Source organism: Streptomyces sp. NPDC058664, assembly GCF_042716635.1.
Lineage (GTDB): Bacteria > Actinomycetota > Actinomycetes > Streptomycetales > Streptomycetaceae > Streptomyces.
In genome coordinates, this window is record NZ_JBHXRW010000066.1 from 1 (window position 1) to 25359 (window position 25359).

The 25359-nt window shown below is 73.3% G+C and carries 17 protein-coding genes; 4 read left to right on the plus strand and 13 right to left on the minus strand.

The annotated features are described in order from the left end of the window. Nucleotides 1-390 precede the first annotated feature (390 nt). Together ACFWUY_RS34865 and ACFWUY_RS34870 are read right to left on the minus strand one after the other, a co-directional pair. On the minus strand, nt 391-3228 hold the full coding sequence (locus tag ACFWUY_RS34865; protein WP_384119370.1) for a putative bifunctional diguanylate cyclase/phosphodiesterase: 2838 nt from the start codon (nt 3226-3228) through the stop codon (nt 391-393). Between the two features lie 913 nt (nt 3229-4141). After that, the gene (locus ACFWUY_RS34870; RefSeq protein WP_384119321.1) at nt 4142-5107 is read right to left on the minus strand and encodes a 2-hydroxyacid dehydrogenase; all 966 of its coding nucleotides are present in this window, start codon (nt 5105-5107) and stop codon (nt 4142-4144) included. A 75-nt stretch (nt 5108-5182) separates the two neighbouring features. On the opposite strand from ACFWUY_RS34870, the gene ACFWUY_RS34875 reads away from it, so the two are divergent. The 3 genes from ACFWUY_RS34875 to ACFWUY_RS34885 all read left to right on the plus strand — a co-directional run bounded on the left by ACFWUY_RS34875 (nt 5183) and on the right by ACFWUY_RS34885 (nt 7774). Beyond that, complete coding sequence (locus tag ACFWUY_RS34875) at nt 5183-6193, plus strand: aldo/keto reductase (protein ID WP_384119324.1); 1011 nt, start codon at nt 5183-5185, stop codon at nt 6191-6193. 100 nt (nt 6194-6293) lie between these two features. Further along, nucleotides 6294-7442, plus strand: a complete 1149-nt coding sequence (locus tag ACFWUY_RS34880) for a PQQ-dependent sugar dehydrogenase (RefSeq protein ID WP_384119327.1) — start codon at nt 6294-6296, stop codon at nt 7440-7442. Between the two features lie 26 nt (nt 7443-7468). Next, the gene (locus ACFWUY_RS34885; protein WP_384119372.1) at nt 7469-7774 is read left to right on the plus strand and encodes a DUF6191 domain-containing protein; all 306 of its coding nucleotides are present in this window, start codon (nt 7469-7471) and stop codon (nt 7772-7774) included. Here ACFWUY_RS34885 and ACFWUY_RS34890 read toward each other — a convergent pair. From ACFWUY_RS34890 to ACFWUY_RS34915, 6 genes are all read right to left on the minus strand, one after another. Next, entirely contained in the window at nt 7658-10714 is a 3057-nt protein-coding gene (locus ACFWUY_RS34890; RefSeq protein ID WP_384119329.1) for an AAA family ATPase, read from the minus strand. The genes ACFWUY_RS34885 and ACFWUY_RS34890 overlap by 117 nt on opposite strands. A 7-nt stretch (nt 10715-10721) precedes the next feature. After that, nucleotides 10722-10919 carry a hypothetical protein gene (locus ACFWUY_RS34895; RefSeq protein ID WP_384119331.1) on the minus strand — a complete coding sequence of 66 codons (198 nt, stop codon included), beginning with the start codon at nt 10917-10919 and terminating at the stop codon, nt 10722-10724. A 157-nt stretch (nt 10920-11076) separates the two neighbouring features. Beyond that, nucleotides 11077-11742, minus strand: a complete 666-nt coding sequence (locus ACFWUY_RS34900) for a hypothetical protein (protein ID WP_384119333.1) — start codon at nt 11740-11742, stop codon at nt 11077-11079. A 26-nt stretch (nt 11743-11768) separates the two neighbouring features. Next, complete coding sequence (locus tag ACFWUY_RS34905) at nt 11769-12344, minus strand: GNAT family N-acetyltransferase (protein ID WP_384119335.1); 576 nt, start codon at nt 12342-12344, stop codon at nt 11769-11771. Further along, nucleotides 12322-14562 (minus strand): MMPL family transporter, encoded by a 2241-nt coding sequence (locus ACFWUY_RS34910; RefSeq protein WP_384119337.1) that lies wholly within the window; start codon nt 14560-14562, stop codon nt 12322-12324. Before ACFWUY_RS34910 ends, ACFWUY_RS34905 begins: the two co-directional genes overlap by 23 nt. Before the next feature lie 187 nt (nt 14563-14749). Beyond that, nucleotides 14750-16828 carry a phosphocholine-specific phospholipase C gene (locus ACFWUY_RS34915; RefSeq protein WP_384119375.1) on the minus strand — a complete coding sequence of 693 codons (2079 nt, stop codon included), beginning with the start codon at nt 16826-16828 and terminating at the stop codon, nt 14750-14752. Nucleotides 16829-17325: 497 nt separating this feature from the next. Between ACFWUY_RS34915 and ACFWUY_RS34920 the strand changes: the two genes are divergently transcribed. Next, entirely contained in the window at nt 17326-19209 is a 1884-nt protein-coding gene (locus ACFWUY_RS34920) for a protein kinase (RefSeq protein ID WP_384119340.1), read from the plus strand. Nucleotides 19210-19285: 76 nt separating this feature from the next. Here the strand turns inward: ACFWUY_RS34920 and gatB are convergent, their stop codons facing one another. The 5 genes from gatB to ACFWUY_RS34945 form a co-directional block, all read right to left on the minus strand. Then, nucleotides 19286-20797 (minus strand): Asp-tRNA(Asn)/Glu-tRNA(Gln) amidotransferase subunit GatB, encoded by a 1512-nt coding sequence (gatB, locus tag ACFWUY_RS34925; protein ID WP_384119342.1) that lies wholly within the window; start codon nt 20795-20797, stop codon nt 19286-19288. Nucleotides 20798-20813: 16 nt separating this feature from the next. Further along, nucleotides 20814-21047 carry a hypothetical protein gene (locus ACFWUY_RS34930; RefSeq protein WP_384119377.1) on the minus strand — a complete coding sequence of 78 codons (234 nt, stop codon included), beginning with the start codon at nt 21045-21047 and terminating at the stop codon, nt 20814-20816. Between the two features lie 5 nt (nt 21048-21052). Next, complete coding sequence (gene gatA / locus ACFWUY_RS34935) at nt 21053-22549, minus strand: Asp-tRNA(Asn)/Glu-tRNA(Gln) amidotransferase subunit GatA (protein ID WP_384119344.1); 1497 nt, start codon at nt 22547-22549, stop codon at nt 21053-21055. 5 nt (nt 22550-22554) lie between these two features. Further along, nucleotides 22555-22851, minus strand: coding sequence for an Asp-tRNA(Asn)/Glu-tRNA(Gln) amidotransferase subunit GatC (gene gatC / locus ACFWUY_RS34940; RefSeq protein ID WP_015036350.1), 297 nt, complete (start codon nt 22849-22851; stop codon nt 22555-22557). 107 nt (nt 22852-22958) lie between these two features. Next, nucleotides 22959-25136 carry a putative bifunctional diguanylate cyclase/phosphodiesterase gene (locus ACFWUY_RS34945; protein WP_384119345.1) on the minus strand — a complete coding sequence of 726 codons (2178 nt, stop codon included), beginning with the start codon at nt 25134-25136 and terminating at the stop codon, nt 22959-22961. Nucleotides 25137-25359 lie beyond the last annotated feature (223 nt).

Consider the following 25359-nt stretch of genomic DNA (forward strand, 5'->3'; position numbering starts at 1 on the left):
TGCAGCCGCCGGGGATACCGAAGACGGTGTCGGCGCCCACTTCCTCGAGAGAACGGATGAGGGCCTGCGCGCCCGTGACGTGCTCGACGGCGGTGGCGGGCTGCGCGCCGCTACGGGGCCGCGGCTGCGGATGGTGCCCGGTGGCCTGGTCGGTCATCAGCATCTCTTCTCGAAGCAGAGGGTTTTTGCGAGGTGTTTTACGAGGTTTTGCGGCGATTTTGAGGTGAGCCGGTGCAACAAAAAACCCCTCGTGCCGTGAGGCAAGCGAGGGGAGCGCGTCGGGTGCTTCTCAGCGAGGCCTTCGAGGGCCCTGCTTCAGCCGACGCGCTTTCCAAGTACGAGAATTCGGGTGCGCATGGCACTGACCCTCCCTCTCCGGCCTCGCCACTGTCAAGTGGGTGGGACGGGCGTCTCAGGATGTGAGCGGAACGGAGGGCGGTTTCCGACCCGGACGGGCACCGCGCCGGGCAGCGGGTACTCGTCCCGCACCAGAGCCCTGCGCAGCCGGTACTCGTCGAGCGGGCCCGAGAAGGCCATGCCCTGCGCGTGGCCGCAGCCCATCGCCCGCAGGGCGATGACCTGCTCCGGAACGTCGACGCCCTCGGCGACGGTCCGCATCCCGAGCTCACCGGCGATACGGAGCACCCCGCGGGTGATCTTGCGGAGCCGCGCCGACTCGACCACGCCCTCGACGAGCCCCCGGTCCAGCTTCAGTATGTCGACGGGAAGCCGTCGCAGGGCGTTGATCGCCACGTGTCCGCTGCCGAATCCGTCGAGGGCGATCCGCACCCCGAGGCGGCGCAGGGCGATGAGGCGCTGCTCCAGCTCGTCGAGCGAGATCCGGGGATCGCTGTCGGCCAGCTCGACGATCAGCGAGCCGGACGGCAGCCCGTGACGGGTGAGCAGGGACTCGATCGAGCCGAGCGGCAGCGAGCGGTCCAGGAGGCGGCGGGCGGAGAGCCGGATGGACACGGGTGTGCGGTGGCCGATTCCGGCCCGCTCGGCCGCCTGCTCCACGGCCTCTTCGAGCAGCCAGCGGCCGAGCTCGGCGGTGCGCTCGCCGTCGTCGGCGACCCGGAGGTACTCGGCGGGGGTGAAGAGGATGCCCTGGGCGGAGCGCCAGCGGGCCTGGGCGCTGACGGCGGAGATCCGGCCGGTGGCGAGGTCGACGACCGGCTGGTGGAGGAGGGCGAACTCGCCGTCGTGGAGCGCGGTGCGCAGCCGGGCGGCCAGCTCCGTCCTGCGGACCACGTCGGCCTGCATCTGGGGCGCGTAGAGCTCGACGCGGTTCTTGCCGGCCGCCTTGGCCCGGTACATGGCGAGGTCGGCGTTGCGCAGGAGGTCACCGGCCTCGATGCCCGGTTCGGCGAAGGCGACGCCGATGGAGGCGGCGACCCGCACCTCGGTGCCGCCGTCGACGCGGTACGGCCGGGAGAGGGTGAGCCGGAGCCGGTCGGCGATCTCCTGGACCTGGAGCCGGCGGGCCGCCTGGTCGCGTCCGCCGTCGCCGAGGATGAGGGCGGCGAACTCGTCGCCGCCGAGCCGGGCGGCCGTGTCCCCGGCCCGTACGGAGTCGTGGAGGCGGCGAGCTGCCTGCACGAGGAGGTCGTCGCCCGCCTGGTGGCCGAGCCGGTCGTTCACGCCCTTGAAGCCGTCCAGGTCGATGAAGAGCACGGCGGTGCCGGGGTCGGAGGCGCGGCGGCCGCCGAGCGCCTGCCGGACCCGCCGGGTGAAGAGCGCCCGGTTGGGCAGGTCGGTGAGCGGGTCGTGCTCCGCGTTGTGCTGCAACTGGGCCTGGAGCCGGACGCGCTCGGTGACGTCGCGGCTGTTGAAGATCAGGCCGCCCTGGTGCCGGTTGACGGTCGACTCGACGTTGAGCCAGTCGCCGCGGCCCGAGCGGAAGCGGCACTCGATCCGGGTGGTGGGCTCCTCGGCGGGCGAGGCGGCCAGGAAACGCCGTACCTCGTGGACGACGGCTCCGAGGTCCTCGGGATGGATCAGCGAGGCCAGCTCGGAGCCGATCAGCTCCTCGGCGTCGCGTCCGTACACACCGGACGCGGCCGGGCTGACGTAACGGAGGATCCCGGTCGGCGCGGCGATCATGATGACGTCGCTCGACCCCTGCACGAGGGACCTGAAGTGGTTCTCCTTCTGGGCCAGTTCATGGGTGAGGGCGATGTTGTCGAGGAGCATGATGCCCTGCCGTACGACGAGGGCGAGGACCACCGTGCAACCGGTGAGGACGACGACGCGGTCGACCCTGCGCCCCTCGACGACGTTGTAGAGGATGCCGAGGGTGCAGACCGCCGCGGCGAGGTACGGGGTGAGGGCGGCGAGCGAGCCGGCGACCGGGCGGCTGTGCAGCCACGGCCCGCGCGCGGGGGCGGCGCTGTCGGGCAGCCTCCGCGCCCCCCAGGGCGCGTAGGCGAGCAGCAGGGAGCCGGCGAACCAGCCGGCGTCGAGCAGCTGGCCCGAGGCGTAGTTCTCGCGGAACAGCGGCGAGGTGAACAGGGCGTCGCACAGGACGGTCAGGGCGAGGGCGGCGATGGCGGTGTTGGTCGCCGAGCGGTTCGCCTGCGAGCGCCGGAAGTGCAGGACCAGGACCATGCTCACGAGGACGATGTCGAGCAGCGGGTACGCGAGCGACAGTGCCGCCTGGGCGACGGACTCCTCCTGGACGTGGGCGGTGCGGGCGAGGGCGAGGCTCCAGGACAGCGTGAGCAGGGAGCCCCCGATGAGCCAGGCGTCGAGCGCGAGGCAGACCCAGCCGGCCCGGGTGACGGGCTTCTTGGCGAGGACGAGGAGGCCGACGACGGCCGGCGGAGCGAAGAGTAAGAAGAAGAGGTCGGCGACGGAGGAGTCCGGAACCTCCGTGCGGAGCACCACCTCGTACCACCCCCAGACGGCGTTGCCCGCGGCGGCCATGAGCGAGGAGAAGGCGAAGAGCAGCCAGGCGGGGCGGACGCTGCCGCGGTGGCCGCAGCCGTAGAGGAAGCAGGAGACCGCGGCGGTGAGAGCGGCGGCGCTGAGCCCGAAGTCGCCCATGAAGAGGGCCAGTTCCGGTGAGCCCCAGCCGAGCGACGCGCCGGTCGTGTAGCCCGCGCAGATGAGACCCAGGGCGATCTGGGCGGCCACCCCTCGGGCGCCGGGACGCCCGGGGCCGGGGTGGCCGGAGTCGCCGTCGCCGGTGACGGGGCGGCGCACGAGGACCGCCCCGGGGGCGTTCACCGGACCCTCCGGTGCCACACCGCCGCACCCGGCCGCGTCGTGCGGGCGCGCCGACGGCTCGTCGGCGCGCCCGGGAGCGTGCCCGTCGCAGTCGTGGGGGCCCCCGGGGTCGCGCACGACAGGGGCGGCCCGCTTCGGTCCGGCGGCACCACAGGCCTCACAGGCGCGGTGCGGCGCCGCGGGGGCACGGGTGACCGGGGCGGCGACATCGCCGGGGCCCGGTGGTTCGGCACCGGGACCGTCGACGCCGCGCCCGCCGGTACCGCGCCTACCCGTGTCGCGTCCGTCGGCGACGGCGCCATCGGTGTCGCGCCCGTCGATGTCGACGCCGTCGTACCCGTCGGCTTCGGGACGGTGGCCTTCGGGACCGTCGGGGCCGGGACCGTCGGCTTCGCGTCCGTCGGCACCGGGACCTGGCGGAGTGGGCGGTCCGACGCCCGGCCCGGGGCCGTCCGGCCCGGGGCCGTCCGGCCCGGGGCCGTCCGGCCCGGGGCCGTCCGGGCCTGCGCCGTCTCGCTCGGTGGCCGGTGCCGCGTGCCGCCCGGTGTCCGGTGGCTCTGCGGCCCGGGGCGCGCTGTGCGGCGCGACCTGGTCCGGCACGGAATGCGCGAGGCCGGTGGCGAGGGGCGGAAGGCTCGCCGACGGCGGCGTCGCCGCGTCGGATCGTCGGTCCTCCGGCCGTGCCTCACCCGTCGCCCCCCTCGGAATCTGATGTCCCGTCACTTCGCTCCCCAGCGTCAGCCCTTACTCGACGCAGTCCCCCGTTCCGGGACGATACACCAGGACCGTCACTCAGGGACAGGGTCGCAGTACTCTCCGTGACGGCCAAGGGCTCGTACGCAGGGCGTGTCGGGGGCGCGTACCACCCGACCGGCCCAGCGCGGCCCCTCCCGGCCGGGCCGGCGGGCGCGGCTCAGTCGGTGGTGAGGAGGACGTTGGTCAGCTCCTCGCCCGCCGCGAACCGCCGCAACTGCCCCGCGACCAGCCGCTTCGCGCGCGGCATGAAGGCCGAGGTGGAACCTCCCACATGGGGGCTGATCAGGACACCGGGAGCGTGCCACAACGGATGCCCGGCCGGCAGCGGTTCCGGGTCGGTGACGTCGAGCGCCGCCGTGATCCGTCCGCTCTCGACCTCCTTGAGCAGGGCCGCCGTGTCCACCACCGGCCCGCGGGCGACGTTCACGAGGAGCGCCCCGTCCTTCATCCGGGCCAGGAACCCGGCGTCGGCGAGATGCCTGGTCGCGGGCGTGAGCGGGGTGGAGAGCACGACCACGTCCGCCTCCGGGAGCAGCGTGGGCAGCTCGGTCATGGCGTGGACCCGGCCGCGCGCTGTGGTGCGCGCGGAGCGTGCGACGCGCACCACCCGCGCGCACTCGAAGGGCGCGAGCCGGTCCTCGATGGCGGCGCCGATCGATCCGTACCCGACGATCAGGACGGACTTGTCGGCGAGCGCCGGGTAGAAGCCGGCCCGCCACTCCTCGGCCTCCTGGCCCCGTACGAAGCCGGGGATGCCGCGCAGCGAGGCCAGGATCAGGGCGAGCGTGAGTTCGGCGGTGCTGGCCTCGTGGACGCCCTTCGCGTTGCAGAGGGCGACGCCGGGCGGCAGGGAGGGGATGCCGGGCGTGACGTGGTCGATGCCGGCGGACAGCGTCTGGACGGCCCGGACCGAGGTCATCGCGGCCAGCGGCCTGACGGCGATCTCGGTGCCCTTCATGTACGGGACGACGTAGAAGGCACAGTGCGCCGGGTCGGCCGGGAACTCCGGCCCGCCGTCCCAGAAACGGTAGTTCAGGCCCGACGTGCCCGGTTCGGGGAGTCCTTCGATCTCGTCCGCGGGAATCGGAAGCCACACGTCAGCGGCCGTGTCTTCGTATCTCATGTCCGGGAGGCTATGCGAAGAATCCCGTGCGTCATTGGTTACTTTGGGGGACGGCACAGGGAGGGGTACCGGCAGGTGGAGCGCAGGACTATCGGGGCGACGGCGCTCGACGTGGGTGCGATCGGCCTGGGGTGCATGCCGATGAACTGGGCGTACAGCCGTTCGGAACAGCGGGGGGACCGCTCGCTGCGGACCGTGCACGCGGCGCTCGACGCCGGGGTGAGCCTGCTCGACACCGCCGACATGTACGGGCCGTTCACCAACGAGCTGCTGCTGGGGCGGGCGTTGAAGGAGCGGCGGGCGGAGGCCTTCGTCTCGACGAAGTGCGGACTGCTCGTCGGCGACCAGCACGTGGTCGCCAACGGCAGGCCGGGGTACGTGCGTCGGGCCTGCGACGCGTCCCTCCGGAGGCTCCAGACCGATGTGATCGACCTGTACCAGCTGCACCGCGCGGACCCCGAGGTGCCGGTCGAGGAGACCTGGGGCGCGATGGCCGAGCTGGTCTCCGCGGGCAAGGTGCGGGCGCTCGGCCTGTGCGCCGTCGGCGCGCGGTCCGCCCGCAGGGGTGCGACCGGCGCGCGCCGTGACGGCTACGAGGGAACGATCCGCCAGCTGGAGCGGGTCCAGCAGGTCTTCCCGGTGGCCGCGGTGGAGGCCGAGCTGTCGGTGTGGTCGCAGGAGGCGCTCGCGCGGCTGCTCCCGTGGTGCGCGGCGCGGGGCGTCGGCTTCCTGGCGGCGATGCCGCTGGGGAACGGTTTCCTGACCGGGACGCTCACTCCCGGCGGCGGCTTCGAGCCGGACGATCCGCGGGCCAGGCACCCCCGGTTCACGGCCGAGATGATGGCGGCGAACCAGCCGCTCGTGGTGGGGCTGCGGCGGGTGGCCGCGCGGCACGGGGCGGACGTCACCCCGGCGCAGGTGGCGCTGGCGTGGGTGCTCGGCCGGGGGCCGCACGTCGTACCGGTGCCGGGGGCGAAGCGGGAGCGGTGGGTGGTGGAGAACGCCCGGGCGGCCGGACTGCGGCTGACGGCCCAGGACCTGGCGGAGATCGCGGCGCTTCCGGCGCCCCGGGGGTCCTGGGACTGAGGGTGTGCGGGGGCTTCGGCGGCGGGCGGGAACCTGATCGGGTCGAGCGGTGTATGAAGAGTGAAGGGATGCCGCTCGACTCGTCGAAGGGGACCGTGCCATGAGCCGTCCTGCTGTTCTGAAGGCCCTGTGGGGCGCCGCTGTGCTGGTCCTGGTGGCGGGCTGCTCCTCGGGGGGTACGGAGGACCGCCCGGGTACGGCTCCGCCGACGTCGGTCTCGGCGACCGCTCCCCCGGCCGGCTCCGCGAGCCCGTCCGCGTCGGGGGCGGCGTCCGCCGGTGGCCGGGTGGCGGTGACGGGCACGCTCACCGAGGGTCTGAAGTCGCCCTGGGGGCTCGCGGAGCTGCCGGGCGGGGATCTGCTCGTCTCCTCGCGGGACGAGCGGACGATCACCCGGATCGGCGGGCGGACCGGGGCGAAGACCTCGCTCGGCGAGGTGCCGGGAGTGGTCCCGGGCGGCGAGGGCGGGCTCATGGGCCTCGCCGCCCGGGACGGCTGGGTGTACGCGTATCTGACGGCGGAGTCGGACAACCGGATCGTGCGCATGCGGTACGGGGGCGGGGCCGGGGACCGGCTCGGCGCGCCGGAGCCGGTGCTGACCGGCATCCCGAAGGGGGTCGTGCACAACGGCGGCCGGATCGCGTTCGGGCCGGACGGGATGCTGTACGCGGGGACGGGTGAGACGGGCCGGACGGGCCTGTCCCAGGACCGGGAGTCGCTCGGCGGGAAGATCCTGCGGATGACACCGGAGGGCCGGCCGGCGCCGGGCAATCCCTTCGCCGGCTCGGTGGTCTATTCGTACGGGCACCGCAATGTGCAGGGAATCGCCTGGGACGCGGCGGGGCGTCTGTGGGCGGCCGAGTTCGGGCAGAACACCTGGGACGAGCTGAACCTGGTGGAGTCCGGGAAGAACTACGGCTGGCCGGAGGTCGAAGGACGGGCCGGGCGGGCCGGGTTCGTGGACCCGGTGGCCCAGTGGCCGACCTCGGAGGCCTCCCCCAGCGGGATCGCGTACGCGCGGGGCGCGATCTGGATGGCCGGGCTCAGAGGCGAGCGACTGTGGCGGGTCCCGCTCTCCGGGGCGGAACGATCGGGGGACCCCGAGGCGTTCCTGACCGAGGAGTACGGACGCCTGCGCACGGTCCTCGCGGGGGGCGGCGGGCGGCTCTGGCTGGTGACCAGCGAAACCGACACCCGGGGCACTCCCGGGCCCGGGGACGACAGGGTCCTCCGGCTGGAGGTGAGCTGAAGGAGGCGGTGACCGTGTTCGACTCGATGGCGGAGCTGTTCGCGCCCGGACGCAGGCACACCGAGGAGGAGGCGCGCAGGCAGGCCCTGACCAGGGAGGACCCGGGAGACGCCGATCCGTCGCGCGGGCCGATAGACCTGGGATCGGGCCGGGTGACGATACGGGTCCCCCGCCCGGCGGGGGACGGCAAGGTGCCCGGAGACGGGTCCGCCCGGTCAGAGGGGCGTGTCGAGGAGGTGGAGGCGGTGGGCCAGGGCGGCGGCCTCGCCACGGCCGGCGACGCCGAGCTTGGCGAGGATGTTGGAGACGTGGACGCTGGCCGTCTTGGGTGAGATGAACAGCTCCTCGGCGATCTGACGGTTGGTGCGGCCGGCGGCGACCAGGCCCAGGACGTCCTGTTCGCGCGGGGTCAGACCGAAGGTGTCGTCGCCGGGGTCCGCCGGTGCCGGGGCCTGCTTCTCGGGGGTCAGGGAGAGGCGGGCGCGGGCGGCGAGGAGTTCCACGTCCTCGCGGAGCGGGCGGGCGCCGAGGCGGACGGCGGTGGCGTGGGCCTCGCGGAGCAGGGCCGTGGCCTCCTCGCGCCGGCCGCCCTCGACGAGCAGGGCGTCGGCGAGCCGGTGGCGGGCGCGGGCCAGCTCGGCGGGGCGTTCCAGCGGTTCGTGGGCGGCGACGGTCTCGGCGCGGCGGACGGCGGACTCGCGGCCCTCGGCCCGGGCGAGCTCGTCGGAGACCTGCCGGGCGTAGGCGGCCCAGACGGGGGCCGGGGCGGCGAGGCGGCGGACGCAGCGGCGGATCGCGTCGAGCGCCTCCGCGCGGCCCTCGGCGGCGGCGGGCAGCCCGCGGCTGTCGGCCTCGGCGGTGGCCGCGGTGAGGACGAGCGGCCAGCCGTAGCGGTGGGTGCCGGGCGGGAAGCCTGCCTGTTCGGCGGCGGCGAGCTGGGTCCGGACGTCCGCGACGCGGCCCTCGGCGGCGGCCACGGCGATCTCGACCTGGCTCATGGGCAGGGTGTACTGCGGGATGGGGTCGCGGCTCCCGTAGACGGCGCGGGCGTCGGTGAGGTGCCGGCCGGCCGCGTCGAGCTCGCCCCGGGCGACGGCGAGCTGGGCGAGGCGGAGGGAGGCCGAGCCCCGGGGCTTGGTGCTGCACGCCGAGCGGAGCAGCCGCTCGGAGGCCTCTTGGGCCTCGTCCCAGCGGCCCAGGGAGAACAGGGACTCGGCCCGGTTGGCCTCGACCCAGCCGACGCTGTCGACGAGTCCGTACGCGCGGGCGAGGCGGATGCCGGCGTCGGAGAGTTCGACGGCCTCGCGGGAACGGCCGAGGGATTCGAGGGAGGAGGCGATGTTGATGTGGGCGCGGGCGGCCTCGGTGAACTGGCCGAGGGCCGTGGTCCGTTCCCGTACCTCGTGCATCTCGGCGAGGCCGGCCTCGACGTCGCCCGCCGCGGCCATGAGGGTGCCGAGGGTGAGCCGGGCGTTGAGCTCGATCGACTCGGCCTTGACGAGCCGGGCGTACTCGACGGCGCGTTCGGCGGCGGCGAGGGCCTCGGGTCCGGGGTTGCGGAGCATGCCCCAGCCGGCGGCGCCGACGAGGACGACGGCGTGGACGGCGGAGGGCGGCAGGCCCTTGACGAGTTCCTGGGCACGGGCGATCTCCTCCCCGCCGTCGCCGCGGCCGAGGTTGGACTGGAGGCGGGCCCTCTCGGTCCAGAACCAGGCGGCGCGGAGGGGGTCGTTCTCCTCCGCGCTGTCGAGGAGGCGCAGCGCCATCTTGCCGATCTTCAGGGCGCGTTCACGGTCGCCGCTGAGCCGGGCGGCGACGGCGGCCTCGGCGAGCAGGTCGAGATGGCGGAGCGGGGTGGTCTCGGGGTCGCAGCCGCAGGGAGGGTAGGCCTCGGCGTAGTCCATGGGCCGGAGCGAGTCGCGGACCTCGGCGGGGGCCTCGTCCCAGAGTTCCATGGCCCGTTCGAGGAGCCGGAGCTGTTCGGCGTAGGCGTGGCGCTTGCGGGTCTCGACGGAGGCGCGGAGGACGGCGGGCAGGGCCTTGGCCGGGTCGTGCGCGTGGTACCAGTAGGTGGCGAGCCGGGTGGCGCGCTCGTCGGCCCGGACGAGCCCCGGGTCGGCCTCCAGGGCTTCGGCGTAGCGGCGGTTGAGGCGGGAGCGTTCGCCGGGCAGCAGGTCGTCGCTGACGGCCTCGCGGACGAGGGAGTGACGGAAGCGGTAGCCGTCGCCGTCGGGGACGGCGAGCAGGAGGTTGGCGCCGACGCAGGCCCGTAGCGCCTCGATGAGTTCGTCCTCGGTGAGGCGGGCGACGGCGGCGAGCAGTCCGTACTCGACGGTGGAGCCGCCCTCGGCGACGATCCTGGCGACCCGCTGGGCGTCCTCGGGGAGCGTCTCGACCCGGACGAGCAGGAGGTCGCGCAGGGAGTCGCTGAGCTGGCCGGGGGCGCAGCCGGCCTCGTGGGAGACGACGAGCTCCTCGACGAAGAAGGCGTTGCCGTCGGAGCGTTCGAAGACCTCTTCGACGAGACCGGGGTCGGGTTCGGCGGCGAGGATGCCGGTGAGCTGGCGGTGTACCTCGGTGCGGGTGAAGCGGGCGAGTTCGATGCGGCGGATGGTGCGGAGCCGGTCGAGTTCGGCGAGGAGGGGGCGCAGCGGATGGCGGCGGTGGATGTCGTCGGCCCGGTAGCTGGCGACGACCACGACGCGGCCGCGACGGAGGGTGCGCAGGAGGTAGGTGAGGAGGTGCCGGGTGGAGGCGTCGGCCCAGTGGAGGTCCTCCAGGACGAGCACGATCGTCCGGTCGGTGGCGAGCCGTTCCAGGAGCCGTACGGTCAGTTCGAAGAGGCGGGCCGTGGAGTCCTCGTCGGAGGAGTCGTGGCCGCCGGGGTCGCCGAGCTCGGGCAGCAGACGGGCGAGTTCGCTCTGCTGGCCGTCGGCGGCGGCGGTGAGTTCGTCGGGGAGGCGGCGGCGCAGCGAGCGCAGCGCGGTGGCGAAGGGGGCGAAGGGCAGTCCGTCGGCGCCGAGCTCGACGCAGCCACCGAGCGCGACGACGGCGCCCCGGCCGCAGGCCGTGTCGAGGAACTCCTCGATGAGCCGGGTCTTGCCGACCCCCGCCTCGCCGCCGATGAGCAGGGCCTGGGGCTCTCCCGCGGTCGCGCGGGAGAGCGCCTCGGTGAGGGCGGTGAGTTCGCCGGCGCGGCCGACGAACACGGGGCTGACTGACCTGGTCTCCACGGCGCCGAGCATCGCACAGGCGTCCACACCGTCGCCCATACGGGGGTCACGCGGCCCGGACGAAGCGGCCGTGTCCGCCGTCGCCCACCCGCCCCTCCGCGTCCTGGCCGCCGCTCCGGCGGCCGAGGCGGCGCAGCCCCCGGGGGGAGGCGACCGACTCGGCGGCCTCGTGGGACAGCCGCTGGGCGGCGGCCTCACGGACGAGCTGGGCGTGGTTCATGCGGTGGATCTCGTACTCGAACATCTGGTGCTCCTGGTCTTCCCGGTTTCGGCATCGCTCCTTGCGATGCCTCGACCTTCGTCTCCCAGGGGGTGCGGCCGCATCGGGCGGGTGCCGCATGTTCGGCGTACGGGGGGCCTTAGGCGGGTCCCAGAAGACCTTAGGGGGCCTTACGGGGGCCTCAGGATCCGGCGGTGGGAAGGCTCAGGAACAGGTCGAAGTAGGTACCGGCCGAGAGGAGCAGGCCGAGGCCGCCCAGGACGGCACCGGCGACGGCGACCGCGCGGACCCAGGCGGGGCGTCCGGGGAGGACGAGCACGAGGACGGCGACGAGCAGGGCGACGAGCGCGAAGACACCGTTCACCAGGGCGGTGCTGTGCCAGGCGTCGCCGTAGATCTCGGAGATCTGCTGGGCCGGGGTGCCGGCTCCGGAGGTCTTGATCTGTCCGATGAGGGTCTCGCGTTCGGCGACGACCTTGCCGGTCCAGGTGCCGGTGAGCGCGACGGCGCCGAGGGCGGCGGAGACCACGGCCGCGGCGGCGCCGCCGATGCCCGCGGCGGGCGCGGGGGCCGCCTCCGCGAACAGGGCCTCGTCGTCGCCCTCGTCGCCCTCGTCGCCCTCGTCGTCCTGGCCCTCGTCCAGGTCCGCGACGACCGGCCCGTCGACCGGCCCGTCCACCTTGCCGTCGGCCTTCCCGTCGGCCTTCCCGTCGAGCGGGTCCGCCGCGGTGTCCCGGGCCGGCGTGGTCCCGGCGACCGGGGCGCTCTCCGTACCGTCGGCCTTCTCGGCCGCCTCGGCGTTCTCGCCGGTCTTCTCTGTCGTCGTCCTGGTGTCCATGCGGCGCACGCTAGGGGGCGCACATGAGAGCCGCCTTAAGAGGCCTCGGAAGACGCCTCGGCCTTCGCGGCGCGCCACTCGGGGGCGAGCACGGCCCAGACCTCGGTGTCGGCGCGGGTGCCGCGGTGCGGGTAGTTCTCCCGCAGGACGCCTTCCCGCGTCATGCCGAGACGCCGGGCGACGGCGATGCTCGGCCCGTTCTTCGCGGAGGCGTGCCATTCGACGCGGTGGATGCCCCGTTCCTCGACGGCCCAGTCGATGATGACCCGGCAGGCCCGGGTGATCAGACCCTTCCCGGCGGCGGAGGGCTCCAGCCAGCAGCCCGCCTCCGCGGTCCCGTACGTCAGGTCCATGGTCCGGAAGAGGACGCCGCCGACGAGCGTACCCGCGGTCCAGATGCCGTAGATCCGTCCGGTGTCGTTCGCGGCCTTCTCGGCGTACGAGCGGAGGAAGGAGCGGGCGGAGTCCAGGTCGGCGACGAAGTCCGGCAGGGCGATGTGCTGTCCGACGAACTCCCGTCCCCGGTCCATGTGGGCCAGGAACTCCTCGGCCTGCCAGGGCTCCAGGGGCCTCAGCTCGGCGCCGTCGTCACCCAGCGATATCGCGAACATCCTCGTTCCTCTCCTCCACGGCCGGGATCGTCACCCGCATCCTGGGGATCTTCGCACGCTCGTCCGCGGCCTCGCGGCTCTCCGGCGGTTCGATGCTGATGCGGGGCAGGAGACGGTCGAGCCATCGGGGCAGCCACCAGTTCGCCCCGCCGAGCAGGTGCATGAGGGCGGGAACGAGGAGGGTGCGGAGCACGAAGGCGTCGAGGGCGACGGCCGCCGCGAGCGCGATGCCGAACATCGCGATGACCCGGTCGCCGGAGAGGACGAAGGCGAGGAAGACGGAGATCATGATGACGGCCGCGGAGTTGATCACGCGGCTGGTCTCGGCGAGGCCGACCCGGACCGCCCGCCGGTTGTCGCCGGTCTCCAGCCACTCCTCGTACATCCGGCTGACCAGGAAGACCTGGTAGTCCATGGAGAGTCCGAAGAGGACGGAGACCATGATCACGGGGAGGAAGGGTTCGATCGGCCCGGCGCTGCCGAGGCCGAGGAGTTCACTCCCCCAGCCCCATTGGAAGATCGCCACGACGACGCCGAAGGCCCCGGCGACGGCGAGGACGTTCATGGCGGCGGCCTTGAGCGGGATGCCGATCGAGCGGAAGGCGAGCAGGAGCAGCAGACAGCCGAGGGCGATGACGACGCCGACGAAGAGCGGCAGCTTGCCGACGATGATCTCGGCGAAGTCGTCGTACGAGGCGGTGACGCCGCCGACGTGCACGTCGAGGGAGGTGCCGGCCTCGGCCCGCGGGAGGACGTCCGCGCGGAGCCGGTCGACGAGCTCGCTGGTGGCCTTCGACTGGGGCGAGGACTCGGGGATGACGGTGAGGACGGCGGTGTCGCCGGAGCCGTTGTACGTGACCGGGGAGACGGAGGCGACCCCGCGGGTGGCGGAGAGCGCGGCCGGCAGCTGGTCGAGGGCCACCCGGTCGTCGGCGCCGTCGAGCCCGGCGACGAGGGTGAGCGGGCCGTTGACGCCGGGCCCGAAGCCGTCGGCGATCAGGTCGTACGCCTGCCGCGTGGTCGCGGTCGCCGGGCCGTTGCCCTGGTCGGAGGTGCCGAGGTGGAGCGAGAACGTGGGCAGGGCGAGGACGCCCATGACGACGACGGCGACGGCCCCGAGCAGCTTCGGGTGCCGCTCGACGAAGGCGGACCAGCGGGCGGCGAAGCCGGTGGGCAGCTCGGGCTGCGGGCCGTGCTCGGCGAGCGTCCGGCGTTCGCGCCGGGACAGCGCCCGCATGCCGATGAAGGAGAGCAGCGCCGGAAGGAAGGTGCCGGAGGCGGCGACCGTGAGGACGACGGTGAGGGAGGCGGCGATGGCGACGCCGTTGAGGAAGCCGAGCCGCAGTATCAGCATGCCGAGGAGCGCGATGCAGACGGTGGCCCCGGCGAAGACGACGGCGCGGCCGGTGGTGGCGACGGCGGTCTCGGCGGCCTCCGCCACGGACAGGCCGCGTTTCAGGCCTTTGCGGTGCCGGGTGACGATGAAGAGGGCGTAGTCGATGCCGACGCCGAGCCCGACGAGCATGCCGAGCATGGGGGCGAAGTCGGCGACGGTCATCAGATGGCCGAGGAGGACGATCCCGGAGTACGCGATGCCGACGCTGACGAGCGCGGTCGCGATGGGGAGCGCGGAGGCGGCGAGGGAGCCGAAGGCGAGGAAGAGGACGACGGCGGCGACGGCGACGCCGACGACTTCGGCGATGTGCCCGCCGGGGGCCTCGGTGAGGGCGACGGCGGTGCCGCCGAGCTCGACCGAGACGCTGTCGTCCGCTGCGGCCTTCGCCGTGTCGACGAGGGCGCGGGCCTGCGCCTGGGGGATGTCGTCGGCCTGCTCGTGGAAGGTGACGGTGGCGTAGGCGGTGTGCCCGTCCTCGCTGACCTGTCCCCGCGTGTCGCCGTACGGCGAGGTCACGGCGGCGATGCCGGGCAGTTCGGCGACCTCGTCGAGCATCACGGTCATGCGCCGCTCGACGGCGTCGGCGCGGACGCTGCCCTTGTCGGTGTGCCAGACGATGGTGTCGCTGTCGCCGCCGAGGCCCTGGAAGCCCCGGTCGAGGAGGGCGGTGGCCCGGCCCGACTCGGTGCCGGGGACCTCGTAGTCGTTGGAGTACGCGCTGCCGGCGACGACCGCCGCGGTGCCGACCCCGCCGAGGGCGAGGAGCCACAGGAGGACGGCGACGAGGCGGTGCTTGATGCACCACCGTGCGATGGCTGCCAAAGCAGGTGCTCCCTGGGTGGTTCGTGGATCTTCACGGGAGCAGCCCGGAAAGAACGCATGACCTACGTGGGGCCACTGTGACAGCTGAAAGTGATCGTTTGCCCGTTTCGTGTCGATACTCACAGGCGTGCCCGGGGGTCCGGAACCGAAGCCCTGGATCCCCGGGCACCGGGCGCACGGTGGGTGCTCAGCCGGAGACGCTGGCGCGACCGTTCTCGATGTGGCCCATGAGCCGGCGGCGGAAGCCGCCGGGCGCGGTCACCTCGACGTCGTACCAGCCGTGCGCGTCGGAGGCCGAGTGGACGACGGTACGGGTCCTCCCCGGCTTCACGGTGACGGTACGGGTCCAGTCGGCGAGGTCGTCCTCGTCGACGTATCCGAGCGGCCGCACGGTGAAGGCGAGGGGCGCCGGTCCGGTGTTCCGTACGGTGAGGTGCAGGTCACGGTCGTGGTGGTCGATCCGCGAGGCGAGCTCGGCGCCGCCCGTCGCCGGGCCCTCGAACTCGCGGCGGAAGCCGTTGGGGCCGGTGATCGTGAAGCGGTAGCGGTCGCCCGGAACGGGGACGGTCCACTCCCCCGTACCCCTGACGTCCCGGTGCTGCGGGACGGCGAACTCGCCCGCGTACGGGTAGAGCGCGAAGTGCGCGCTCGCCTTCCCCCGGTTGCTGAGCGCGACCGTCACCGATCCGGTGCCGGTCGTCGCGGCGGCGTCCGGCTGGTACGGCAGCGGGCGGGCGCGGCGGACGCCGGGCTCCTGCAGCGGCATCCGCTGCACGGCCGGGGGCTGGGGCCGCCAGCGGCCGGTGAAGGGCGGGATCGGGCCGGGCTGCTCGACCTCCGGCTGCCGGCGTCCCCGCTCGAAGTCGAAGGCCGAGGTGAGGTCGCCGGTGACGGCCCGACGCCAGGGGGTGATGTTGGGCTCCTCGATGCCCGTGAGCCGCTCCAGGAAGCGGATCACCGAGGTGTGGTCGAAGGTCTCGGAGCAGACGTAGCCGCCGACCGACCAGGGGGAGACGACGAGCAGCGGGACGCGGATGCCGAGGCCGGTGGGCAGCCCCTTCCAGCGCTCGTCCGTGTTGTCCGCGGGCGGGACGGGCGGCGGCACGTGGTCGAAGAAACCGTCGTTCTCGTCGTAGTTGATCAGGACGACGGTGTGCCGCCAGACGTCCGGATGCGCGCCGAGGGCGTCGAGCACCTTGTAGACCAGAGTGGCGGAGGCGATCGGCGAGGAGGAGCCGGGATGCTCGGAGTCGATCGCGGAGGGCACGAGGTACGAGACCTCGGGGAGCGTGCCGGCGGCGACGTCGGCGCGGAAGGCGTCGGCGAGGGTGCCGGACTCGACGCGGCGCAGTCCGCGCTCGAAGAGGGAGCGCTCGGCGTCGGTGAGGCCGGCGACGCCCTCCTCCAGGAGGCCGAGGAGGCGGGCGCGCTCGGTGGCGTCGTCGGTGTCGCGGACGGCGGCGTAGAACGACTCCATGAAGGTGTGCTCGCCGGTCCCGGCGAGGGCCTTGCGGGCGATCTTCTTGAAGCTGGTGAAGAACTCGATGTTGTTGTCGGTGAAGTTCTCCCACTCGGTGTATGTCTTCCAGCTGCGCCCGGCGGCTTCGAGGCGCTCGGCGTAGGTGGGCCAGCCGTAGCCGGGGTGGGTGCCCTCGGCGTACGCGGCGTTGGTGACGGCCCTGCTGCCGTCGGCCTCGAAGCCGGTCCAGCCGGACCAGAGGTGGTTGCGGTTGGGGCTCGTCGAGGTGTGGACGGACGAGTGGTAGGCGTCGCAGATCGTGAAGGTGTCGGCGAGCTCGTAGTGCAGGGGGATGTCCTGCCGGCCGTAGAACGCCATGGTGGCGGCGGTCTTGGCCGAGACCCATCCGTCCATCCAGCCGCCGCGCCAGGCCTTGCCGCCGCCGCTCCAGGAGTGGTCGAGGTCCCCGATGTACTGGAGGTCCTTCCGCTGGGTCTCGGCGGCACCCCGGATCGGGAAGGGCAGCACGGTCCGGCCGAGCGCGGCGGGCTGCTCGAACACCGGCTTGCCCGAGGGCAGTTCGATGGCGTTGCGGTCGCCGAATCCGCGGACGCCGCGGAGGGTGCCGAAGTAGTGGTCGAAGGAACGGTTCTCCTGCATCAGGATCACCACGTGCCGGACCGCCGACATCCCCCCGGCCGGGGGCTCCGCGGCCATCGCGGCCTGCAACGACGGCGGCAGCAGCGAGCCGGCGGCGGCGACGCCGAAGGCGCCCCCACCCAGTGCGAGGAGCCTTCTGCGGGACATCTCGGGGGACTTCTCGGGGGACAAGACCGACCTCCAGTCGACGGCCAATGGTTCGCCTTCGAGCCATTGGATGGTACGCCGGGGACGGTAGTGAGACGGGATGACGACGAGAAGACCCGACGGGGGCGCGGTGGTGAACGTCCAAGAGAACGTGACGGGAATCCAAGCGATTTCCGGCCACGATCGCGAACCGCCACCGGACCTCTGCCGCCCGTTCGACGGCGGGTCGGGGCCGGGCCCCCGCCGCCCGTCCGACGGCGGGTCGGGGCCGGGCCCCCGCCGCCCGTCCGGCGCCCGACGGCAGGCCAGGTCCGGGGAGGGGTGACGCGGCGGCCGGGCCCGCCCCGGAGGGCCCGCTTCTCGTCGTACGGGTCGACGCGGGGGCCCCGGCCGCCGCCCCCGCCGCGGAAGGGCGAGCGGGGCCGTTCCCGCGTTGACCGGAAGGCCACCGGAACGGCAAGCTGACCGTCTGTCAATCACGGTGCCCTGGGGGAACATTGAGCAACACGGCACACCACATCGGCCCCGACTCCACACCCGACCGGTACCGGCTCCTCCGGTCCATCGGGCGGGGCGGCGAGGCCGTGCTCTACCTCGCGGAGATCGAGCTGGCCGGCGGCACCGAGCCCGTCGTCGTCAAGGTCCTCGACTCGAAGACCACGATCACGCCCGAGGTCTTCGAGCGGATCAGCCAGAAGTGGAACGAGCAGGCCGAGCTGCTGCGCTTCGTCCACCGGCCCGGCGTCGTCGGCGTACGGGAGCACTTCCAGGGGCCGCCGATCCACCGGCCCGGCGAGTCCGGGACCCTCACCGGCCGCGCCCTGGTCCTCGTCATGAACCACGTCGACGGCCTCGACCTGCGCGACTGGCGGGCCGAGCGCACCCTCGCCACACCCGGCGAGCGGCGCGAGGTGATGCGGACCCTGGAGCAGCTCGCCGACGTCCTGGACTGGCTGCACTCCGGCAAGGCCACCCCGTCCGGGCGGACCGTCGTCCACGGCGACCTCTCCCCCGGCAACGTCATGGTCGACGAGCACGGGCAGGCGACCCTCGTCGACTTCGGCCTGAGCAAGCTGACCGCCGACCACCAGACCGCCGAGGTGTGGTTCACCCCCGGCTACGCGGCCCCGGAGGTCTTCGAGGGCAAGCGCACCCCGGGCACCGACCGCTACGCCTTCGGCGCCATCGCGTACTTCCTGCTCAGCGGGCAGTCCCCGCCGGCCGCGCCCGAGCAGCTGGTGGCCGCGTTCCGCGCGCTGCCGCAGATCGCGGGGCTGCCGGAGGACCAGCGGGAACGGGTCCTGAGCATCGCCGCCGCCGACGCGAACCGCCGGCCGCTGTCCCTGTCGGGGTGGGTGAAGGACGTACGGCACGGGGTGGTCTCCACGACGACCTCACGCCCGGCGACGGTCGCGGACGCGGTTCCGCCGGTCCCGCCCGCGCGGCCCGCGGCGCCTCCGCAGCCCGTGACCCCGCCGCCTCCCCCGGTGGCCGCGCCCGTCGCGGCGCCGCCGGTGGTGGCGCCCCAGTCGGCCGCCGTGTCCCAGCCGGTGGTGGCGCCCCAGCCGGCCGTCGTGTCCCAGCCGGTGGCACCCCAGCCGACCGTCGCCACCCCCGTCCCCGCCCCGCCCGGCGGCTTCGGCCCTCCGATGTCGAACACCGCACCGACCGCTTCCGGCCACGCTCCCGAGCGTCGCCGCCGCCGTAAGGGCCCGCTGATCGGCGCCGTCGTCGGGGTCGTCGTGATCGCGGTCCTCGCGGTGGTCGGCGTCCAGCTGCTCGGCGACAAGGACGAGGACGGCAAGAACAAGGCCGGCGGGAGCCCTTCCCCCACGGCCGCCACCTCCGCGCCCGCCACGACGGAGCCCACGACGGAAGCGCCGACGGAGGAGCCGACCTCGGCGGAACCGGCCTCCGCGGAACCGACGGACACCCCGACCACGGACCCGGAGGGTTCCGCGAGCCCGACCGACGACCCCGGCTCGGTGCGGGACCTGCCCGTCGCCGATCTCACCGCCCTCGCCTCGGTCAGCGATCCCGACGACTTCGTCATCGGCAGCGCGAAGATCGACACCAAGGAGTACGGGGCCGCCCTCATCGGCGACTGCTACAACGGCGCGTACGTCGAGTACGACCTCAACCGCGAGTGGAAGATCTTCGAGTTCACCGCCGGGATCGACGACGGCTCCAGGATCGAGTCGGCGCGGGTCGTCGTCTCCGTCGACGACCAGCCCGCGCTCTTTAACGAGACCGTGGCCCTCGGAAAGCCGGTCACCAAGTCCCTGAACATCGAAGGGGCCCTGCGGCTGCGGCTCAAGGTGGAGTCGACCTGCGACGACTCCGGCAACGCGGTCATCGCCGCCCCGCTGCTCAAGCGGTAGCGCGTACGGACGACGCGAACGGCCCCGCACCGGAACTCCGGTGCGGGGCCGCTCCCGTACGCGTACGGGAAGGGACTCAGCCCTCGCTGACGCCCAGCTTCTCCAGGATCAGGTCCTTGACCTTCGCCGCGTCCGCCTGGCCCCGGGTGGCCTTCATGACCGCGCCGACCAACGCGCCGACCGCCGCGACCTTGCCGCCGCGGATCTTGTCCGCGATGGCCGCGTTGCCCGCGATGGCCTCCTCGACCGCCGCCCCGAGCGCGCCGTCGTCGGAGACGACCTTCAGACCGCGCTTCTCGACGACCGCGTCCGGGGTGCCCTCGCCGGCGAGGACGCCCTCGATGACCTGACGGGCCAGCTTGTCGTTGAGGTCGCCGGAGGCGACCAGGGCCGAGACCCGGGCCACGTCGGCCGGGGTGATGGCCAGCTCCTCCAGGGAGACGCCCTGCTCGTTGGCGTTGCGGGCGAGCTCGCCCATCCACCACTTGCGGGCCGAGGCCGCGTCCGCGCCCGCCTCGATCGTGGCGACGATCGCCTCGACCGCGCCCGCGTTGAGGATGGACTGCATGTCCAGCTCGGACACGCCCCACTCCTCGCGCAGCCGGTTGCGGCGCACCCGCGGCAGCTCGGGGAGGCCCTTGCGGAGCTCCTCGACCCACTCGCGGGCCGGGGCCACGGGGACGAGGTCGGGCTCCGGGAAGTACCGGTAGTCCTCGGCGTTGTCCTTGATGCGGCCGGAGGTGGTGGAGCCGTCGTCCTCGTGGAAGTGACGGGTCTCCTGCACGATCGTGCCACCGGAGGTGAGCACGGCCGCGTGGCGCTGGATCTCGAAGCGCGCCGCGCGCTCCACGGAGCGGAGCGAGTTGACGTTCTTCGTCTCCGAGCGGGTGCCGAAGGTCTTGGTGCCGTGGCGGCGCAGCGACAGGTTCACGTCGCAGCGCATCTGGCCCTTGTCCATGCGCGCGTCGGAGACGCCGAGGGCGCGGATCAGCTCGCGCAGCTCGGCGACGTACGCCTTGGCGACCTCGGGGGCCCGCTCGCCCGCGCCCTCGATCGGCTTGGTGACGATCTCGATGAGCGGGATGCCGGCCCGGTTGTAGTCCAGCAGGGAGTGGGACGCGCCGTGGATACGGCCGGTGGCGCCGCCGACGTGCAGCGACTTGCCGGTGTCCTCCTCCATGTGGGCGCGCTCGATCTCCACGCGGAAGATCTCGCCGTCCTCCAGCTGGACGTCCAGGTAGCCGTTGAAGGCGATCGGCTCGTCGTACTGGGAGGTCTGGAAGTTCTTCGGCATGTCCGGATAGAAGTAGTTCTTCCGGGCGAAACGGCACCACTCGGCGATCTCGCAGTGCAGCGCGAGGCCGATCTTGATGGCGGACTCGACGCCGATCGCGTTGACGACGGGCAGCGAGCCGGGCATGCCGAGGCAGGTCGGGCAGGTCTGCGAGTTCGGCTCCGCGCCCAGCTCGGTCGAGCAGCCGCAGAACATCTTCGTCTTGGTGCCCAGCTCGACATGGACCTCGAGGCCCATGACGGGGTCGTACTCGGCGAGCGCCGCTTCGTACGACAGCAGTTCAGTGACAGTCACGGTGAGACTTTCCCTCTCAGCCCAGCAGGACGTCGTCGTCGCCCAGGCGCTTCAGCTCCCGGTAGAGGATCGCCAGGCCGGTCACGATGGCGGCGGCGGAGACCGCGGCGTCGACGAGCCGCAGCACGTCGCCGTCGCTGCGGGCCAGCTTGGCCTGCTTGGCGACGCTGACGGCGCCGAACGCGGTGGTCGCCAGCGAGACGTAGACGCCGGTCTTCGACTTCTTGAAGTTCTTGGCCTTCTTTGCCATGGCACTCACAGCGACGGAGCCTCCTCGAGCAGCGGGTGACCCCACTTTTCCACGAAGGCGGCCTCGACGGCGGCGCCGACCTTGTAGAGCCGGTCGTCCTTCATGGCGGGGGCGATGATCTGCAGACCGACCGGGAGACCGTCCTCGGGCGCCAGGCCGCAGGGCAGCGACATGGCGGCGTTGCCGGCCAGGTTGGTCGGGATGGTGCACAGGTCCGCGAGGTACATGGCCATCGGGTCGTCGGCCCGCTCGCCGATCGGGAAGGCCGTGGTGGGGGTCGTCGGGGAGACGATCACGTCCACCTGCTCGAAGGCCTGCTCGAACTCGCGGGTGATGAGGGTCCGGACCTTCTGGGCCGAGCCGTAGTACGCGTCGTAGTAGCCGGAGCTGAGCGCGTACGTGCCGAGGATGATGCGGCGCTTGACCTCGTCGCCGAAGCCGGCCTCGCGGGTGAGGGCGGTGACGTCCTCGGCCGAACGGGTGCCGTCGTCGCCGACCCGCAGGCCGTAGCGCATGGCGTCGAAGCGCGCCAGGTTCGAGGAGCACTCGGACGGCGCGATCAGGTAGTACGCCGAAAGGGCGAGGTCGAAGGTCGGGCAGTCCAGCTCGACGATCTCGGCGCCCAGCTCCTTGAGGAGCTCGACGGACTCGTCGAAGCGCTGCACGACACCGGCCTGGTAGCCCTCGCCGCGGAACTGCTTGACGACGCCGACGCGCATGCCGCCGACGGAGCCGCTGAGGGCCGCCTCGACGACCGGCGGGACCGGGGCGTCGATGGAGGTCGAGTCGAGCGGGTCGTGCCCGGCGATGGCCTCGTGGAGGAGGGCCGCGTCCAGGACCGTACGGGCGCAGGGGCCGCCCTGGTCGAGGGAGGACGAGAAGGCCACCATGCCGTAGCGGGAGACCCCGCCGTAGGTCGGCTTGACGCCGACGGTGCCGGTGACGGCGGCGGGCTGGCGGATGGAGCCACCGGTGTCCGTGCCGATGGCGAGGGGGGCCTCGTACGCGGCGAGGGCGGCGGAGGAGCCGCCGCCGGAACCGCCGGGGATCCGGGTCAGGTCCCAGGGGTTGCCGGTCGGGCCGTACGCGCTGTTCTCCGTGGAGGAGCCCATCGCGAACTCGTCCATGTTGGTCTTGCCGAGGATGACGACGTCGGCGGCCTTGAGGTTCTTGACCAGGGTCGCGTCGTACGGCGGGATCCAGCCCTCCAGGATCTTCGAGCCCACGGTCGTCGGCATGCCGGCGGTGGTGAAGATGTCCTTGAGCGCGAGCGGTACGCCGGCGAGGGGGCCGAGCTTCTCGCCGCGGGCACGCTTCTCGTCGACGGCGCGGGCCTGCGCGAGCGCGCCCTCACGGTCGACGTGCAGGAAGGCGTGCACCTTCTCGTCGACGGCCTCGATGCGGGCGAGGTGGGCCTCGGTGACCTCGACGGCGGTCAGTTCGCCGGCGGCGATCCGCCGGGCGATCTCGGCCGCGGTGAGCTTGATGATGTTGTCCGTCATGACTGTTAGTCCTCCCCCAGGATCTGCGGCACCTTGAAACGCTGCTGCTCCTGGGCCGGGGCGCCGGAGAGCGCCTGCTCGGGGGTGAGCGACGGACGGACCTCGTCCGCGCGCATGACATTGGTCAGCGGCAGCGGGTGGGAGGTCGGCGGTACGTCTTGGTCGGCGACCTCGGAGACGCGGGCGACCGCGCCGATGATGTCGTCGAGCTGGCCGGCGAAGTGATCGAGTTCTTCGCCCTTCAGCTCCAGACGCGCCAGCCGTGCGAGGTGGGCGACCTCCTCGCGCGTGATGCCAGGCATGCGGATCCTCACGGGGTGAGCTTGATGGTGTGGCCCCATCCTATGGGGCCGGTGCCGTTGCCCGTGAAACGGTTTGCCCGGCGTCCTGGTGACGGGGAGGACGGCCCCTACTGGACGACCTGGCCGGAGGGGTGGTCGAGCGGGCCGGTTGCGTGGTCCAGCGGGCCCGCCGCGTGGTCGAGCGGGCCCACGGCGCGGTCGAGCTCCGCCTGGGCCGCGATGTCGGCGGGGCGGCGCCAGCCGTGCTCGCCGCGGGCCAGGAGCCAGGCCGTCGCCTCGCCCGGCGGCATCGCGGCGGCGACCAGCCAGCCCTGGACGGCGTCGCAGCCCAGGTCACGGAGGCGTTCCCAGGTCTCGTCGTCCTCGACGCCCTCGGCGACGACGAGGAGGCCGAGGGAGTGGGCGAGGTCGACGGTGCAGCGGACGATCTCGGCGTCCTCGGTGTCGACGGCGAGCCGGGCGACGAAGGAGCGGTCGATCTTCAGTTCGCTGACGGGGAGTCGGCGCAGATGGACGAGGGAGGAGTAGCCGGTGCCGAAGTCGTCGAGGGACATCTTGACGCCGTGGCCGGTGAGGCCGTTGAGCGTGTCGGCGGCCCGCTGGGGGTCCTCCAGGAGCACGTGCTCCGTTATCTCCAGCTGGAGCGCTCCGGCCGGGACGCCGTGGCGGGCCAGCCGGGCGGCGACGGCTCCCGCGAAACCGGGAGTGTGCACGTCGCGCGGCGAGACGTTGACGGCGACCGGGACGTTGAGCCCCTGGGCGCGCCAGCGGGCGACCTGGGCGAGGGCGGTCTCCAGGACGTACTCGGTGAGGTGGGGCATCAGTCCTGAGGACTCGGCGATGGCGATGAACTCGTCCGGCGGAACCTTTCCGCGCTCCGGGTGCACCCAGCGGACGAGGGCCTCGAGGCCGGCGACCTGGCCGTCGAAGCGGACCTTGGGCTGGTAGTGGAGTTCGACCTCGCCGGCGTCGAGGGCGCGGCGCAGGTCGCCGAGGAGGCCGAGCCGGTCGGGCGTGTTGGAGTCGCGCTTGGACTCGTAGACCTCGACCCCGGTGCGGTCCCGCTTGGCCTGGTACATGGCGACGTCGGCGCGGCGCAGCAGGCCCTCCGCGTCGAGGGCGTGGTCGGGGAAGACGGCGACGCCCGCGCTGGCCTCGAGGACGAGGGTGAGCCCGTCGAGGTCGAGCGGGGAGGAGAGCTCGGCGACGAGGTGGCGGGCGACCCGCTGGGCGCTCGTGGTGGAGTCGGCGGTGGGCAGCAGGACGGCGAACTCGTCCCCGCCGAGCCGGGCGGCCTCGGCGCCGCGGGGCAGGGCGAGGCGGAGCCGGTCGGCGATCTGGAGGAGCAGCCGGTCGCCCGCGAGGTGTCCGAGGGTGTCGTTGACCGACCGGAAGCGGTCGAGGTCGATCAGGACGAGGGCGGCGCGGGCGCCCTCTCCCTCGGCCTCCTCCAGGGCGGTCCAGGCCCGCTCCAGGAGCCATTGGCGGTTGGGGAGCCCGGTCAGCGGGTCGCGCAGCTGCTCCTCGGCGCGGGCACGGGCGATCCAGAGGGTGGAGTCGAGGGCGATGAGGGGGACGGCGAAGAGCGGCAGCAGGACCGGTCTGGTGGCGGCGACGACGCAGATCAGCGGGGCGATGCCGAGCAGGGCGACGGCGACGAGGCCCTGCCGGAGGAGGGCGGTGCGGGCGACCGTGGGCAGTCCGCGGCCCTGGGGGGCGAGCGTGTACCACAGGAGGATGCGGGTCACCACGAGGTAGGCGGCCGCGGCGAGCACGACTTCCGGGAGGTCCCCGATGGTCCAGTCGAGGGGCCGCCAGGGCTGTTCGACGCTGGGTACGTCTCCGAAGAGGGCGAGGACGAGGGCGGCCGCGGCGACGCCGAGGACGTCGGCGGCGCCGTGCAGGAGGCCCTGGCGCCAGCGGTGTCGGCGGGCGGCGCCGACGAGGGCGACGACGGTCAGCGAGACGAGTCCCGCGGGCACCCAGCCGTACAGGAGGAGGACGGCGAGGGTGAGGGCGGCGCCGGAGCCGGTGCCGCCCCACCAGCGGTCGCGGCCGAGGGCGACCAGGTGACCGACGATGAGGCCGGTGAGGACGGCGAAGGACCAGCCGGTGACACCGCCGGGGAAGAGTCCGTGGCCGGTGCTCAGGCCTCGCTGGAGTCCGGCGGCCAGTACGACGGCGGCGATGCCCACCACGGCTGCGGGCAGCCGGGAGGTGAAGCCCAGGGGCACCACACGGCCGTGTGGCCGTGGGACCGGGGCGGCGCTCTCGGTCGGTTCCATTCCCGTCCCTCTCACAGGCGGCGGTGCCGTCGGTGTGCGACGGCCGCGGTCACGCGGCCGTCCGTCGTCCGGCCGTCCGTCGCACGGCCGTCGTCGGGCGGTCGTGTCTCGTGTTCGACGGGGCCGTCGTCCTGGCGCCACGACCGCCGGAGCCCTCGCACGGCCGTGCAGGACGAGACGCACGGTCACCACACTAGGCCGCCGAGGGCTTCGACGGGCAGCG

Coding starts and splice junctions, on each gene's coding strand:
- ACFWUY_RS34870 (WP_384119321.1), bottom strand. CDS start 5,107: ATGAGATACGAAGACACGGCCGCTGACGTGTGGCTTCCGATTCCCGCG.
- ACFWUY_RS34880 (WP_384119327.1), top strand. CDS start 6,294: ATGAGCCGTCCTGCTGTTCTGAAGGCCCTGTGGGGCGCCGCTGTGCTG.
- ACFWUY_RS34885 (WP_384119372.1), top strand. CDS start 7,469: ATGGCGGAGCTGTTCGCGCCCGGACGCAGGCACACCGAGGAGGAGGCG.
- ACFWUY_RS34890 (WP_384119329.1), bottom strand. CDS start 10,714: ATGGGCGACGGTGTGGACGCCTGTGCGATGCTCGGCGCCGTGGAGACC.
- ACFWUY_RS34895 (WP_384119331.1), bottom strand. CDS start 10,919: ATGTTCGAGTACGAGATCCACCGCATGAACCACGCCCAGCTCGTCCGT.
- ACFWUY_RS34905 (WP_384119335.1), bottom strand. CDS start 12,344: ATGTTCGCGATATCGCTGGGTGACGACGGCGCCGAGCTGAGGCCCCTG.
- ACFWUY_RS34915 (WP_384119375.1), bottom strand. CDS start 16,828: ATGTCCCGCAGAAGGCTCCTCGCACTGGGTGGGGGCGCCTTCGGCGTC.
- ACFWUY_RS34930 (WP_384119377.1), bottom strand. CDS start 21,047: ATGGCAAAGAAGGCCAAGAACTTCAAGAAGTCGAAGACCGGCGTCTAC.
- gatA (WP_384119344.1), bottom strand. CDS start 22,549: ATGACGGACAACATCATCAAGCTCACCGCGGCCGAGATCGCCCGGCGG.
- gatC (WP_015036350.1), bottom strand. CDS start 22,851: ATGCCTGGCATCACGCGCGAGGAGGTCGCCCACCTCGCACGGCTGGCG.
- ACFWUY_RS34945 (WP_384119345.1), bottom strand. CDS start 25,136: ATGGAACCGACCGAGAGCGCCGCCCCGGTCCCACGGCCACACGGCCGT.